The 14,204-nt window shown below is 75.1% G+C and carries 8 protein-coding genes; 5 read left to right on the top strand and 3 right to left on the bottom strand.

Annotated features, from left to right (window positions below):
• Nucleotides 1-132: 132 nt before the first annotated feature.
• The 3 genes from ACFV04_RS26665 to ACFV04_RS26655 all read right to left on the bottom strand — a co-directional run bounded on the left by ACFV04_RS26665 (nt 133) and on the right by ACFV04_RS26655 (nt 5,695).
• Nucleotides 133-1,830 carry a SulP family inorganic anion transporter gene (locus ACFV04_RS26665; RefSeq protein WP_380532998.1) on the bottom strand — a complete coding sequence of 566 codons (1,698 nt, stop codon included), beginning with the start codon at nt 1,828-1,830 and terminating at the stop codon, nt 133-135.
• 68 nt (nt 1,831-1,898) lie between these two features.
• Nucleotides 1,899-4,643, bottom strand: coding sequence for a cation-translocating P-type ATPase (locus ACFV04_RS26660; protein WP_380532950.1), 2,745 nt, complete (start codon nt 4,641-4,643; stop codon nt 1,899-1,901).
• A 104-nt stretch (nt 4,644-4,747) separates the two neighbouring features.
• Complete coding sequence (locus tag ACFV04_RS26655; protein WP_380335519.1) at nt 4,748-5,695, bottom strand: polyphosphate kinase 2 family protein; 948 nt, start codon at nt 5,693-5,695, stop codon at nt 4,748-4,750.
• A 257-nt stretch (nt 5,696-5,952) separates the two neighbouring features.
• Between ACFV04_RS26655 and ACFV04_RS26650 the strand changes: the two genes are divergently transcribed.
• The 5 genes from ACFV04_RS26650 to ACFV04_RS26630 all read left to right on the top strand — a co-directional run bounded on the left by ACFV04_RS26650 (nt 5,953) and on the right by ACFV04_RS26630 (nt 14,124).
• Nucleotides 5,953-6,444 carry a DUF1269 domain-containing protein gene (locus tag ACFV04_RS26650; protein WP_360265775.1) on the top strand — a complete coding sequence of 164 codons (492 nt, stop codon included), beginning with the start codon at nt 5,953-5,955 and terminating at the stop codon, nt 6,442-6,444.
• A 707-nt stretch (nt 6,445-7,151) separates the two neighbouring features.
• Nucleotides 7,152-9,725: a class III lanthionine synthetase LanKC gene (gene lanKC / locus ACFV04_RS26645; protein WP_380532946.1), complete on the top strand. Its 2,574-nt coding sequence runs from the start codon at nt 7,152-7,154 to the stop codon at nt 9,723-9,725.
• 207 nt (nt 9,726-9,932) lie between these two features.
• Nucleotides 9,933-10,058 carry a SapB/AmfS family lanthipeptide gene (locus tag ACFV04_RS26640; protein ID WP_350522840.1) on the top strand — a complete coding sequence of 42 codons (126 nt, stop codon included), beginning with the start codon at nt 9,933-9,935 and terminating at the stop codon, nt 10,056-10,058.
• Nucleotides 10,059-10,465: 407 nt separating this feature from the next.
• On the top strand, nt 10,466-12,097 hold the full coding sequence (locus ACFV04_RS26635; protein ID WP_380532943.1) for an ATP-binding cassette domain-containing protein: 1,632 nt from the start codon (nt 10,466-10,468) through the stop codon (nt 12,095-12,097).
• Between the two features lie 236 nt (nt 12,098-12,333).
• Nucleotides 12,334-14,124, top strand: coding sequence for an ATP-binding cassette domain-containing protein (locus ACFV04_RS26630; RefSeq protein WP_380532940.1), 1,791 nt, complete (start codon nt 12,334-12,336; stop codon nt 14,122-14,124).
• The last annotated feature ends 80 nt before the right edge of the window (nt 14,125-14,204 follow it).

Genomic DNA, 14,204 nt, shown 5'->3' with positions numbered 1-14,204 from the left:
CTCCGGGACTCGTGGGGCGTCGTGCCGGGCGGGCTCCGGGGGGCCGTCCGGCGGCTCCTCCAGGATGGGATCGGGCCGTGACGGCGCCCAGGGTCGGACGGCCCGGTCACCCGGGACCGGTGGTCCCGCCGGTCACCGGGACGGCGCGTCCTCCGGCCCCGCCTCGCCGCCCGCCCAGGCGCGGTACGCGGCCACCGCTGTCGGCAGGGTGGGGAAGATGCGGTCGGCGCCGACGGACTCGCTGAGGCCGTACGCGTCGAGCTCGTCGCGCAGGTCCTGCTTGACCCGGGCCAGGGCGAACACGACGCCGCGGGCGTCGAGTTCGAGCCGCAGGGCGTCGAGCGAGTCCAGCGCGGTGATGTCCACCTCGACGTTCGCCTCGGTGTTGAGGACGAACCACCCGACCGGCTCGGGCTGTTCGGCCAGGGCGGCGAGCGCGCGGCGCCGGAGGTCCTCCGCGTTGGCGAAGAACAGCGGGGAGTCGTAGCGGTAGACCAGCAGGCCGGGGACGGTCCGCGCCTCGGGGTAGTCGTCGACGTCGTGCATCCCGGCGACGCCGGGCACCACCCCGAGCACCGCGTCGTGCGGCCGCGCGACCCGGCTGAGCAGCTCGATCACCGACAGCCCCACCGCGACCAGGACGCCGTACAGGATGTCCAGGCTCAGCACGCCGATCGTGCAGCCGAGCGCCAGCAGCAGTTCGCGGCGCCGGAAGGAGGCCAGCCGGCGGAAGCCGGCGAGGTCGATCATCCGCAGCGCCGCGAACACGACCAGGGCGCCGAGCACGGCGTCCGGGGTGTCGTGCAGCAGCGGGCTGAGGAACAGCAGCACGGCGAGGACGCCGACGCCGGCCGCGAGCGCGTACACCTGGGTCCGGCCGCCGGCCGACTGGGCCAGGGCGGTCCGGCTGGCGCTGCTGCTCACCGGGAAGCCCTGGAAGAAGCCGGCGCCGAGGTTGGCGGTGCCGAGACCCAGCAGTTCCTGGTTGGCGTCCAGCCGCTGTTCCTGCCCGGAGTCCTCGAAGGCGCGGGCGGTGAGGATGAAGTCGGTGTAGCCGACCAGCAGGATGCCCAGTGCGGGCAGCACCAGCTTGTCGAGCCGGCTCAGGTCCGGCAGCGCGGGGCGGGGCAGCCCGGCCGGGATGTCGCCGATCACCGCGAGGCCGTGGTCCTGGAGCGAGAACGCCGCCGAGACCGCGGTGCCGAGCACGACGGCCAGCAGCGGGCCGGGCAGCCGCGGGAGGAAGCGGGCCACCAGGAGGAGGAAGAGCAGGGTCGCGACGCTGAAGGCGACCGTCGGCAGGTGCACCTCGGTGATGTCCGACGCGAACGACACCAGCTGCGGGAAGAAGCCCTCCCCCTTGATGTCGATCCCGGTGAGCTTGGACAGCTGGTCCACGATCATGATCAGTGCCACGCCCGCGAGGTAGCCGATCAGCACCGGCCGGGAGAGCAGATCGGCGACGAAGCCCAGCCTGGCCAGCCAGGCGAGCACGCACAGCACGCCGACCACCACCGCCAGGCTCGCGGCCAGGCTCGCGTAGAGGCCGGTGTCGCCGCCGGCCAGCGGCCCGACCACGGTCGCGGTCATCAGCGCCGTGGTCGACTCGGGCCCGACCGACAGCAGGCGGGACGAGCCGACGAGGGCGTAGAGGACGATCGCGGGCAGGATGGCCCACAGTCCGGTCACCGGCGGCAGGCCCGCCACGCTCCCGTACGCCATGACCTGGGGCACCAGGTAGGCGACCACGGTGGCGCCGGCCAGCAGGTCGCCGCGCAGCCAGTCCCGCCGGTAGCCGCGCAGCACCGCGAGCCCCGGCAGGGCCGGCACGAAACGGTGCCGGCCGTCGGTGCTGTCACGGACGGCGCCCGGCTCCGGCGGGGGATCCGGGAGCGCCGTCACGGACGGTCGGCGGTCGCCGGGGCGCCGTCGGCGGCCGGCGACCGGCGGGCCAGGGCCTTGCCCAGCTCCCACAGCAGCAGGAGCGCGACGGCGGCCAGCACGGCCCAGCCGAACTGCCGGGCGCTGATGTCGGTGGTGCCGAGGAGGCGGTGGAACGCGTCCATCTGGGTGACCAGCACCGCGAGGACGAACTCGCCCAGGGCCGCCCGGTTCATCTGCTTGCTGTCGAAGGTCCGGACGGTCAGCGCCGTGCCGCGCTCGCTGCGGCATTCGAAGGCCGCCACGATCAGACAGAGCGCGAAGGCGGTGAACGCGATCGAGTTGCCGACGGCCGCGCTGTGGTAGTGCGCCTCGCCGAGCTTGGTCAGCCCGAGCAGGGCGACCGTGACGACCAGCCCGGCGAGCCCGACGGTGACCATGACGGGCTTGGTCAGCACCGTCTCCCCGCGCGGGCGCGGGGTGCGCCGCATCAGGCCGGGGCTCTCCCGGTCGAACCCCAGGGCGAAGCCGAACGGGGCGTTGACCACGAAGTGCACCCACAGGACCTGTGCCGGGGTGAACGGCTCACCGGCGGCGATGTTCAGGAGCGCCGCCCCGAGGAACGTCAGCACGAACGTCACCAGCAGCACCAGGACGAACCGGATGTACTTGGTGAGGTTGTCGTAGAGCTTCCGGCCCTCCTCCACGGCGTAGACGATGGTGGCGAAGTTGTCGTCGGCGAGGACCATGCGACTGGCGTTCTTCGCCGCGTCGGTGCCGCTGCCCATCGCGATGCCGATGTCGGCGGCCTTGATGGCCGGGGCGTCGTTGACGCCGTCGCCGGTCATCGCGACCACGTCGCCCTTCTTCTTCAGCGTGTCGGCGAGCAGCACCTTGTGCTCGGGGGCGACCCGGCCGACCACGCCGATGCCGTCGATCCGGGCCAGCCGCTCGTGCTCCGGCAGGGCGGCGAAGTCGGCGCCGAGGACGGCCTCGCCGTCGATGCCGAGCTGCCGGGCGATGGCCGCACCGGTGGTGACGTCGTCGCCGGTCACCATCCGGACCCGGATGTGGGCGGCCTGCGCGCTGGCGACCGCGGCCCGGGACTCCTCCCGCGGCGGGTCGACCATGCCCACCAGGCTGGTCACCCGCAGGTCCCGCACGAGCGCCAGCAGGTCGCCGTCCGGGTCGAACTCCGCCGGGTCGAGGTCGCGGACGGCCCCGGCCATCACCCGCAGTCCTTCGCCGCCCATCCGCTCGGCCTGCGCTTGGGCGCGCCCGCTGAGGTCCGCGTCCCAGGGGACGACCGCGCCGTCCGCGACGGCGGCGCCGGCGCGGGACGTCACCGCGGGGGCCGCGCCCTTCACGAAGCACCGCACCACCGGCCGGCCGTCGGCGTCCTTCGCCTCGTTGAACGTGGCCATCAGCTTGTAGGTGGGGTCGAACGGCAGGGTGGCGAGCCGGGGGAAGCGCTCCCGGGTGGCCTCGATGTCCAGCCCGGCCTTGTGGCCGAGGACGAGCAGGGCGCCCTCGGTCGGGTCGCCGACGACCTCGCCGTCGACCAGCTTGGCGTCGTTGGCGACCAGGTAGGGCAGGACGGCCTCCTCGATGCTCGCGGCGGAGCCCACGGCGTGGTGGATCCGCCCGTCGAGCCGGTAGCCGGTGCCCGAGACGGTGTAGCGGTCGGTGGGGCTCAGCACCTCCACGACCGTCATCTGGTTCATCGTCAGGGTGCCGGTCTTGTCCGAGTTGATGGCCGAGGTGAAGCCGAGCGTCTCGACGGACGGCAGTTCCTTCACGATCGCGTTCCGTTTGGCCAGGTTGAGGCTGCCGACGGACAGGATCACCTGGCTGACCGTCGGCAGCGCCTCGGGGATGGCCGCGATGGCCAGCGAGACCGCGCTGACGAAGAGGGCGTCCCAGGCCTGGTCGCGGCTGCGGCCCAGCACGAACATCACCACCATGGTCAGACCGGCCGCCGACGCGATCCACAGCGTCAGCGTGTCGAGCTCCTTGGTGAGCGGCGACTGCTCCTTCTCGGTCGCCGACAGCATCCCGGAGATCTTGCCCAGTTCGGTCCCGGCGCCCGTCCCGGTGATGACGAGCAGTCCGCTGCCGTGGGTGACCGGGGTGTCCATGAACGCCATGTCGGTCTGGTCGCCCGGGGACAGCGGCCCGGCCGGCAGGGTGGCGACGTCCTTGGCGGCGGGGACGCTCTCGCCGGTCAGCGCCGACTCGTCGATCTGCAGCGCGCTGGCCTCGACGATCCGCCCGTCCGCCGGGACCTCGTCGCCCGCCCGGACGAGCACCACGTCGCCCACGACCAGCTGTTCGGCCGGGATCTCCGCCTCCGTGCCGTCCCGCCGCACCCGTGCGGTGGTCTTCATCATCGACCTGAGCGCGTTCATCGCGCTCTCTGCCTTGCCCTCCTGGCGCAGGCCGATCACCGCATTGAAGAGGGTCAGGACGATCAGCAGGACCGCGGTGGTCCACTCCTTGATCGCCAGCGACACCACCGCCGCGGCCACCAGGATGATCTGCATGTAGCTGCGGTACTGGTCGAGGAAGCGCAGCCAGTCCGGCCTCGCCTTCTCCTCCGGCAGCGCGTTCGGCCCGTGCGCGGCGAGCAGTTCGGCCGCCCGGGCCGAGCTGAGCCCGGTCGCCGGGTCCACCCCGAGCGCGGCCGCGACCTCCCGGGGAGAACGCGCGTACCAGGGGTCAGGGGGCTCCTGCGGTCCCGGCAGGTCGGCCTGCTCCGACATCTTCACTCCTCAACGTCCGGGAACTCAACGTCCGGGAACGGGCCGGTGGGGTCCGGGAAGGCGCCGGCGGGACTCGCCGGTGCGGTCCGGGGGCCCGCGGTGCGTCAGTCGGTCCGGTGCTTCGCCGCGTAGGGGTCGCGCGCGGCTCCCCTGGGGGCCTCCCGCTCCAGGCGGCGCTTGGCGGCGAGGAGGTCCTTCCGGACCGCGTCGTCGACCTCGGGGTACTGCGGATCGATCCCGATCAGGGTGTGCGCGAGCACCGCCGCCGCACAGATCCGCGCGAACCACTTCCGGTCGGCCGGCACCACGTACCAAGGCGCCCACGGCGTGCTCGTCGCCGACAGCATGTCGGAGAACGCCTCCTGGTAGTCGTCCCACCGCTCGCGCTCGCGGATGTCGGCCGCGGAGAACTTCCAGTTCTTCTCCGGCAGGTCGATCCGCTTCAGGAACCGGGTGCGCTGCGCCTCCTTGGAGAGGTTCAGGAAGACCTTCACCACCTTGATCCCGTTGTCGGTGAGGTAGCGCTCCCAGTCGTTGATCTCCCGGTAGCGGCGGTGCCAGACCTTGTGGCCCTTCGCCTCCGCGGGGAGCTTCTGCCGGTCCAGGTTCTCCGGGTGGACCCGGACCACCAGGACCTCCTCGTAGTGCGAGCGGTTGAAGATCCCGATCTCGCCGCGCGAGGGGAGCCGCTGCGCGTACCGCCACAGGTAGTCGTGGTCGAGCTCCTCCGCGGACGGCACCTTGAAGCCGCTCACGTGGACGCCCTGCGGGTTGACCCCGCTCATGACGTGCCGGATCGTCCCGTCCTTGCCGCCGGCGTCGAGCGCCTGGAGGCAGAGCAGCACCCCGTAGGTGTCCTGGGCGGCCAGCCGCGCCTGGTACTCCGACAGCAGCGAGACGCCGGTGCGCAGCAGTTCGACACCGTCGCGCTTCTTCATGCCCGCTTTGTACCGGGGGTCGAAGTCCTCCGCGAGGTCCACCCGCGATCCCGGTTCCACCCGCAACGGCTTGACGAACTTCGCGATGCGCTTGGCCGTCCGTCGATCCGACATCGCCCTACCACGTCCTCTCCCGGAGAGTGCTACGTGCCACGCTGTGGCACGCGGGTGACCGCGGCAATCCGGCGGCGTCCTTCCGGGTCCGCCGGGCCGGCCGTGCGACGGCCCGGGCGCGGAGGTGCGCGACGGCTGTCCGGTGGAACGGCCCCTCGGCGGCCCGGGGTCGCTCCACCGGAGCCGGTGTGTGGCGGGGCCCGGGGTCCGGGCCGACGATGGGGCTGCCGTGCATTCCCCTGCGATCGGAGGCCGTGATGGCGACCCTGACGGTATGGCGCTTCCCCACCGCGACCGGGGCCGACGAGGCCCTCGACACCCTGAAGAAGCTGCAGCGCCAGGAGCTGATCAAGGTCCAGGACGGCGCCGTGGTCGCCTGGCCGGACGGCGCCAAGAAGCCCAGGACCCGCCACCTGAGTGACATGACCGGCATGGGGGCGCTGGGCGGCGCCTTCTGGGGCTTCCTGCTCGGGCTGGTCTTCTTCGTGCCGGTCCTCGGCGCAGCGGTGGGTGCGGCCGGCGGCGCCCTGGGGGGCCACCTCGCGCACCTGGGACTCGACGAGGACTTCGTCAAGCGGCTGCGGGAGAAGGTGACGCCCGGCACCTCCGCGCTGTTCGTCCTCAGCACGGACGCCGTGCTCGACGCCGTCCGGTCCGCGTTCGGGGGCCTGCACGCCGAACTCCTGGAGACGAACCTCTCCGAGGAGGAGGAGGCCCGGCTGCGGGAGGCGTTCACCGAGGGCGAGTGAGGTCCCGGCCCACCAGGGGCGGGTGAAGTCCCGGCCCACGGGGGCCGGCGTCCGGTCCGGGCGGCGGGCACGCCCCCCGGACCGGATCCGCGCCGTCACCCCCCGGCCCGCCGTGGGTGGTGGACGATCCGTTCGTACCCCGGTCGCACGGGACGGGCCGTCCCCCCGCGCGCGCCGTCGGGCGGACCGGACGCGCCGACGGTTGCGCCGCGAGCGCGCCGGGAGGGATCCGGCCATGACCGGAAATCCGGAGCGGTCGTACGCCGCCGAACCGACCGCACCGTCCGGGTGAAGATCGCACCGCGGGTGCCGGCCGGACCGGTCCGGCGGACCGGCGGCCGGCCCGGCGCGGCCGTGCGCCGGCCGGGCCGTGCGACCTGCGATCACGTCGCGCGGCCCCGCGCGATCCCACCACGGGACGCAGTCGCCCCTGCACCCGGAGCGATCACCGCTGGTGGGGGCCCATGCCAATCGTCCCGACCAATATCCCGATGGGATATTCAGCCAAACATCCTGGATCTACTGGCGTCCGCCGGAGCGCTGACCGCAGACTCTCCCCGGGCCGCTCACCAGCCGCCCCGGTCTCCCACCCGAGGCCTCCACAGCTGCGATCCCCCTCTCCCAGGTTTCTCCCCCGGCCCAGTGGTGCCGTACGCCCGGACGACGGCGTGCGGTCGACGCTGCTCGACGCCCCCTGGAGGATTCCGATGGACATGCGCTACGAGGCGTACTCCTACGCCGATCCGCTCTTCTACGACTCTCCGGTCCGCTGGGCCACCCTCGACGAGTTCCCCGCCGCCGTCGAGCCGGCGCCGTCCGGCTGGACGCGCAACACCCGCGAGGTGTGGGTGGGCTTCCAACCCGTCGACCTCCGGCTGCCCGAACAGGGCTGGAAGATCCACGTCTCGGCGCGCATGGACAACGCCCCGCGGATCCTGGACCTCGTACGGGCCCACTGCTTCGAGCACCGCGTCCCGTTCAAGTTCCTGCGCAGCCCGGCGCTGGTCCAGACGCAGAACGCCAAGTACGCCCCGCGCGGCTCCAGCGGCAAGTTCATGACGCTCTACCCGGTCGGCGACGACGCGCTGGAGCGATGTCTCACCGACCTCGACGCCGCCCTCGACGGCGACCCCGGACCGTACATCCTCAGCGACCTCCGCTGGCGCGAGGGACCGCTCTACCTGCGCTACGGCGGGTTCGTCGAACAGTTCTGCCGCACCGAGACCGGCGAACTGGTCCTCGCCTTCCGCGAGCCCTCCGGCGCGCTGCGCCCCGACGTCCGCCGCGCCGTCTTCGAGGTCCCCGAGTGGGCACCGGTGCCCGCCGTCCTCGCCCCGGCCCTGGCCGACCCGGCGCGGACCGGCCCGGGCGACTTCCCCTACACGGTGGAACGGGCCCTGCACTTCTCCAACGGCGGCGGCATCTACCTCGGCCGCCCCGAGGGCGGCGGACCCCAGGTCGTGCTGAAGGAGGCCCGGCCCTACGCCGGCCTGGACCAGCGCGGCGAGGACGCCGTCCGGCGCCTCGGCCGGGAACACGAGGTCCTGCAGCACCTGCGCGGCCTCGACGCCGTCCCGCAGGCCCTCGGGTACCTCACCTCCTGGGAACACCACTTCCTGGTCCAGGAGTACGTCGAGGGCGAACCGCTGCACCGCTGGTTCGGGTTGAACTACCCGCTGGTCCACCCGCACACCGACACCGCGGCCGTCGACGACTACCGCACCAAGGCGCTGCGCATCCTCGACGGCATCACCGAGGGCCTGCGCGCGATCCACGACCGCGGCATCGTGTTCGGCGACCTCCACCCGCGCAACCTGATCGTCCGGCCGGACGGCGGCGTCACCTTCGTCGACTTCGAACTCGCCTCCCCCGTCGACGAGTTCCTCAGGCCCGCACTCGGCGCGGCCGGATTCGCCGCCCCGCCCGGACTGACCGGATTCGCCGTCGACGACCACGCACTGGCCGCCATCCGGCTGTGGCTCTTCCTGCCGCTGATGCCGCTGACCGTCCTCAGCCCCGGCAAGGCGGGCTCGCTCGTCCGGGCCGCCCGGCAGCGGTTCGGGCTGTCCCCGCAACTGCTGCCCGACCCGCCGGCCCCCTCGGCCTCGGGCACCGCCGGCACGCCGTACCGCTCCTTCGAGGACCTGCTGGACGGCGAGCCCGCCAGTTGGCCACGCCTGCGCCGGGAGCTCACCGCCGCCATCACGGCCACCGCCACCCCGGACCGCACCGACCGGCTCTTCCCCGGAGACCCCGGCCAGTTCACCCACGACGGACTCGGCCTGTCCTACGGCGCGGCCGGCGTGCTCTGGGCCCTGCACACCACCGGCGCCGAGATCGACCCCGACCACGTCCGCTGGCTCACCGAGGCGGTGAACCGCGAACCCTGCCGGTCCGGCCTGTTCCTCGGCGGCCACGGCGTCGCCTACGTCCTCGACCTGCTCGGCCGCCGCACCGAGGCACTGGACCTGCTGGAACGGCTCGGCAAGGACGACCCCGACGGCCTGGGCACCGACCTGGCCGGCGGACTGGCCGGCGTCGGCCTGACCCTGCACCACTTCGCCCGCACCACCGGCGACAAGGCCATGTTCGACGCCGCCGTGGACGCCGCCCGGCGCACCGTGCTCAAACTCGGCCTCCACCTGCCGGACGACACCGGCGCCCCGGCCGGGGCCCGCACCGGGCTGATGCACGGCCCCACCGGAGCCGCCCTGCTCCTGCTGCGCCTCTACGAGGACACCGGTGACACCGGGCTGCTCGACCTCGCCCGGCGGGCCCTCGACCGCGACCTGGACCGCTGCGTCCTCGCCGAGGACGGCACCCTCCAGGTCGACGACGGAACCCGGGTGCTGCCCTACCTGGAGTCCGGCAGCGCCGGCATCGCCGCCGTCCTCCACGAGTACCTGCGGCACCGCCCGGACGCCGCGCTCACCGAACGGCTGGAGCAGATCCGCGGCGCCGCCGAGCCCGAATTCATCGTCCAGTCGGGCCTGTTCAACGGACGGGCCGGTCTGATCGCCCTGCTCCGCCAGGCCCGGGACGGGGACACCGCGCACCCGGACGCGATCCGCCGCCACGTCCGGCGGCTCGCCTGGCACGCCATCCCCTACCAGGGCCACCTCGCCTTCCCCGGCGAGCAGTTGCTGCGCCTCTCGATGGACCTGGCCACCGGCAGCGCCGGCGTGCTGACCGCACTCGGAGCGGTGTTCGCGGACACGCCCGCGATGCCGTTCTGGCCCTCGCCGGCGGCCCCGGACGGGCCCCGCGAGAACCGCGCCTGACCGCACCCGCGGCCCGGCCGAACCGACCACCCCGGCGATCCGGCCGGCCCGCCACGCCGCGCGCGTGCGCACCCGCCCCGGACCGTCCCACCCCCGGCACGCCGAGCGCGACCACCGGCCGGCTGCCCACCCCCGCGGCGACACCCGCCGCCCACGAGTTCCGGCTACTGCCGGAAGCACGGCACCACAACCTGATGGGAGTTCACCATGTCGATCCTGAACCTGCAGGCCCTGGAGACCGTCGAGGAGACCGTCGAGTACCGCTCGGTCCTCAGCTCGCTGAGCGCCGTCAACTGCACCAACAGCACGGTCAGCACCCTGCTCTGCCTCTGAGCGACCACCGGCCGCGGGCACGCCCCGCGGCCGGTGTCCGAGGCCGGCCGTCCCCGTGGGTCCGGGGCCGGCCGGCCGAGGACGACGCCGGGCCCCGGTCCCACGGCCGGGGCCCGGTTCCCGTTCCAGGCCCGGTCCCGGCACCCGCTCCGGGCGAGGCACCCGTCCGGAGGTCACCCGTGCCGACCGAACCCTCCCCGTCCGCGGCACTGCGCACGGACCCCGCCCGCCCGGCGCCCGCGCCGACACCCGCGCCGACCGCCGCCCCGTCGACCGTGCCGCGAACCGACCCGTCGACCGCCCCGCCGAGCGGGCCCCCGGCCGAGCCCGCCCCTCCCCGGCGAGGACGGCGGCAACCACTCGGGCTGCGGCAGGTACTCGGCCTCACCCGCGGCCGGGCAGCCGTCATGGCCCTCGCCGTCACCACCAGCACGGGCGCCGCCCTCGCCCTCCCGGCCGTCCTCGCCCGCGCCGTCGACGCCGCCCTGGCCGGCGCCGGCACCCGGGGCGTCCTGCCGCTGGCCGGCACCCTCGCCCTGCTGGCCGGCTCCGAGGCCGTCGGCCAGTACGCCGGCCCCGGGATCTCCACCGACGCCACCGCGCGACTGCGCGAACGGGCGGTCCACGGGGTACTGGCCGGCAGCCCGCTCGGAGCGCACCGCCTCCCGGTCGGGGACGTCGCGGCGCGACTGACCGCGAGCGCCCCGCAGGCCGCCCTCGCCGCTCCCGCCGTGGTCTACTCCGCGGCCCAACTCGCCATGGCCGCCGCGGCCCTCGTCGCCCTGGCCGTCCTCGCACCGACCGCCGCGCTCGCCTTCCTCGGCACCGCCCCGCTCGGCTACGCGGCGATCCGGCGCCAACTGCGCCGCACCACCCGGCTCGGCGAGGACTACCAGCAGGCCCAGGCCGACATCGCGACCCGGCTGCTCGACGCCGTCTCCGGCAGCCGCAGCATCGCCGCCGCCCGCGCCGTGGACCGCGAGGCCGCCCGCGTGCTGCGGCCCGTCCCCGCACTGTCCCGGCACGGCCGGGAACTCTGGGACAGCCAGCGCCGGATCGCCTGGTGCTCCGCCCTGCTCGCCCCGGCGACCCAGCTCGCCGTCCTGGCTGCCGCCGGCGCGGCGGTGGCCGCCCACACGCTGTCCGTCGGCGGGCTGCTGGCCGTGCTCGGCTACACCGGCATCGGCCTCGGCGGCTTCGGCGCCGCCCAGAGCCTGCTCGACGTCTCCCGGGCCCGCGCGGGAACCGCCCGGCTCACCGAGCTGCTCGACGCACCGGAGCGGCCCGTCGGCACCCGTCCGCTCCCGCCCGCCCTCCCCGGCGCCGGGAGCCTGGACCTGCGCGGGGTGGTCGTCGGCGGGCCCGGCGGCCCCGTGCTCGACCGGCTCGACCTGACGGTCCCCGGCGGGACGTGGACCGCCGTGGTCGGCGCCGACGACGCCGCCACCTCGGCGCTCGCCGCCGTCGCCGCCGGCCTGCTCGACCCGGACAAGGGGGCGGTGCTGCTCGACGGCGTCCCGCTCGGCGCGGTCCGCCCGGAGGAGCTGCGCACCGCCGTCGCCTGCGCCTTCGCCGATCCGGCCCTGCCCGGCCGGACGGTCCTCGACGCCATCGGCCTGGGCCTGGCCCCCGGCCCGGACGACCGCGTCCACCGCGCCGCCCGGGCGGCGCGGGCCGACGAGTTCGTCCGCCGCCTCCCCGACGGCTACCGCACCCCGATGGACCGGGCCCCGTTCTCCGGCGGGGAACGCCAACGGCTCGGCATCGCCCGGGCGCTGGCCCGCGACGCCCGGCTGCTCGTCCTGGACGACGCGACCTCCTCCCTGGACGCGGCCACCGAGAACCGGGTGCTGCACGCCCTGCGCGAAGAGGCCGGCCATCGCACCCGGCTGGTGGTCACCCGACGCGCCGCGGTGGCCGCCCACGCCGACACGGTGGCCTGGCTCTGCGAGGGCCGCGTCCGCGCGCTGGCCACCCACGAGGAACTCTGCGCCGTCCCCGCCTACCGGGCCCTGTTCGGGGGCGGACCGCAGGACTGACCCCACCCGGCCCCGCCCGGCCCGGCCCCGTCCACCCGTGGGGGCCGTCACCCGCCGGTCCTCACCCGTGAAAGGCGGCTGCGATGTCTCCCTCCCGCACGGACCGGCCGGACCGGCCGCATCCACCGGACCGGGCACGCCCGCCGGACCGGCCCCGTCCGCCGGGCGGGGCGGACCGACCGGGCCGGGCGGGCCTGCGGCTGCTGCGCTCGGCACTCGCCCACAGCCGGCCTGCGGTGCTCCGGCTCCTCGCCTGGTCACTGCTCTCCGCGGCGCCCGCCCTGGTGTCCGGCAAGGCGCTGGCCCTGGCCGTCGACCGCGGTTTCCTCGCCGGCCGGCCCGCCCAGGCGGCGGGCTGGCTCGCCCTGTTCGCCGTGGTCTCGGTGGCCGGCGCCTGGGCGTCCCGGCAGACGTACCCGTGGCTGGCCGAAGTCGTCGAGCCGATGCGCGACCGGCTGCTGGGCCGGGTGGTGACCGGCATGCTCCACGGCGCCGCCGCCACCCCCGGCCGGACCGACGGTTCGGGCGCGGTCGCGGTCGCCCGGCTCACCCGTCAGGTCGAGGCGGTCCGCGACACCGTCGCGGGACAGCTGCTGGTGGTGTCCCACTTCGCGTTGACCGCCGTCGCCGTCGTGGCCGGCAGCGCGGCCCTCGCCCCGGCCGCCGCCCTGCTGATCGCCGGCCCGCTGCTGCTGTCGCTCCTCGCGTTCGCGGCCCTCGCACCGGCCACCGTCCGCCGCCAGCGGGAGGCCTTCGCGGCCGAGGAGGAACTGGCGCGGTCCTGCGCCGACGCCCTGCAGGCCCTGCGCGACCTGGTCGCGTGCGGCGCCCGGGACGAGGCCGAGCGCGAGGTGCTGGCCACCGTCGCGGCGAACGAGGCGGCCGGGCGGTCCCTCGCCCGGCTCGCCGGCGCGCGGCGGCTGATCGTGTCCGCGGGCGCGCACCTCCCCCTGCTGCTGGTCGTCCTGGCCGCCCCCGCCCTGGTCGGCCGGGGGATGACGCCCGGCGCCGTGGTCGGCGTGCTGGCATATCTGACGGGCACCCTGGAACCCGCCCTGCGGCTGCTGGTGCAGGGCGCGGGCGCCTCCTGGCTCCGGCTGGCGGTGGCCGCCGACCGCCTCGCCACCGCCGGCGGCCACCCCGACGACGGCCCCACCACCGACCGTCACCCCGCCGGCGGCCACCCTGACGTCGGCCACCCCGACGACGGCGCCCCGGAGCCCGCCGAGGCCGGGACGGCGACGCCCGTCGACCACCCCGACGACGCGGCCGCCCGCCCAGCCGACGGTTCGGTCGAACTGACCGGTGTCTCCTTCGCCTACGGCGCCGCCGCGGACCCGGTCCTCGACGGCTTCGACCTCGCGGTGCACGACGGCGAACACCTCGCCGTCGTCGGTCCGTCGGGCATCGGGAAGTCCACGCTCGCCGACATCCTGGCCGGCGTGGTGGCCCCGGACCGCGGCCGGGTACTGCTCGGCGGGATCGCGCCCGCCCGGCTGACCGGACCGGACCTCGCCCGCGCCCGGGTCCTGCTCCCCCAGGACCCGTACGTCTTCACCGGGACGGTCGCGGAGAACCTCCGGTGGCTGGCCCCGCACGCCTCGACAGCCGCCGTCCTGACGGCCGCGGACGCCGTCGGCGCGCGGTCCCTGGTGGAACGGCTCGGCGGACCGGGCGGGCACGTCACCCCGGCCGCCCTGTCGGCCGGCGAACGGCAGCTGATCGCCCTGGCCCGCGCCCACCTCTGCGACGCACGGCTCGTCATCCTCGACGAGGCGACCCGCCACCTCGACGCGGCCGCGGAACTCCGGGTGGACCGGGCCTTCCGCGACCGGCCCGGCACGGTCGTCACCATCACGCACCGGATCGGCCCGGCCCGCCGCGCGGACCGGGTCCTGTTCCTGGACGGAGCGCAGCCCCTGCTGGGAACGCACCGCAGCCTGCTGGCCGAGGTGCCGGCCTACCGCCGGCTGACCGGCGAGCCGGCGCCCGACGGCATCACGAGGCTTTCACCACAAAAGAATTGACGAATCATCAGATCACGGACCGGCACTGACGGGCCGGCGGAACGTGACCGCCCCCGGACGCGGCCGACGGGCGGCCGCGT

Source organism: Kitasatospora sp. NPDC059599, from assembly GCF_042735125.1.
GTDB lineage: Bacteria > Actinomycetota > Actinomycetes > Streptomycetales > Streptomycetaceae > Kitasatospora.
The sequence above is the reverse complement of the archived record's forward strand: the minus strand, read 5'-3'. Positions and strand labels throughout refer to the sequence as shown.

Excerpts from the sequence above, each read along its gene's own strand:
- ACFV04_RS26635 (WP_380532943.1), top strand. The coding sequence starts at position 10,466 with ATGGCCCTCGCCGTCACCACCAGCACGGGCGCCGCCCTCGCCCTCCCG.
- lanKC (WP_380532946.1), top strand. The coding sequence starts at position 7,152 with ATGGACATGCGCTACGAGGCGTACTCCTACGCCGATCCGCTCTTCTAC.
- ACFV04_RS26640 (WP_350522840.1), top strand. The coding sequence starts at position 9,933 with ATGTCGATCCTGAACCTGCAGGCCCTGGAGACCGTCGAGGAGACCGTC.
- ACFV04_RS26655 (WP_380335519.1), bottom strand. The coding sequence starts at position 5,695 with ATGTCGGATCGACGGACGGCCAAGCGCATCGCGAAGTTCGTCAAGCCG.
- ACFV04_RS26660 (WP_380532950.1), bottom strand. The coding sequence starts at position 4,643 with ATGTCGGAGCAGGCCGACCTGCCGGGACCGCAGGAGCCCCCTGACCCC.
- ACFV04_RS26650 (WP_360265775.1), top strand. The coding sequence starts at position 5,953 with ATGGCGACCCTGACGGTATGGCGCTTCCCCACCGCGACCGGGGCCGAC.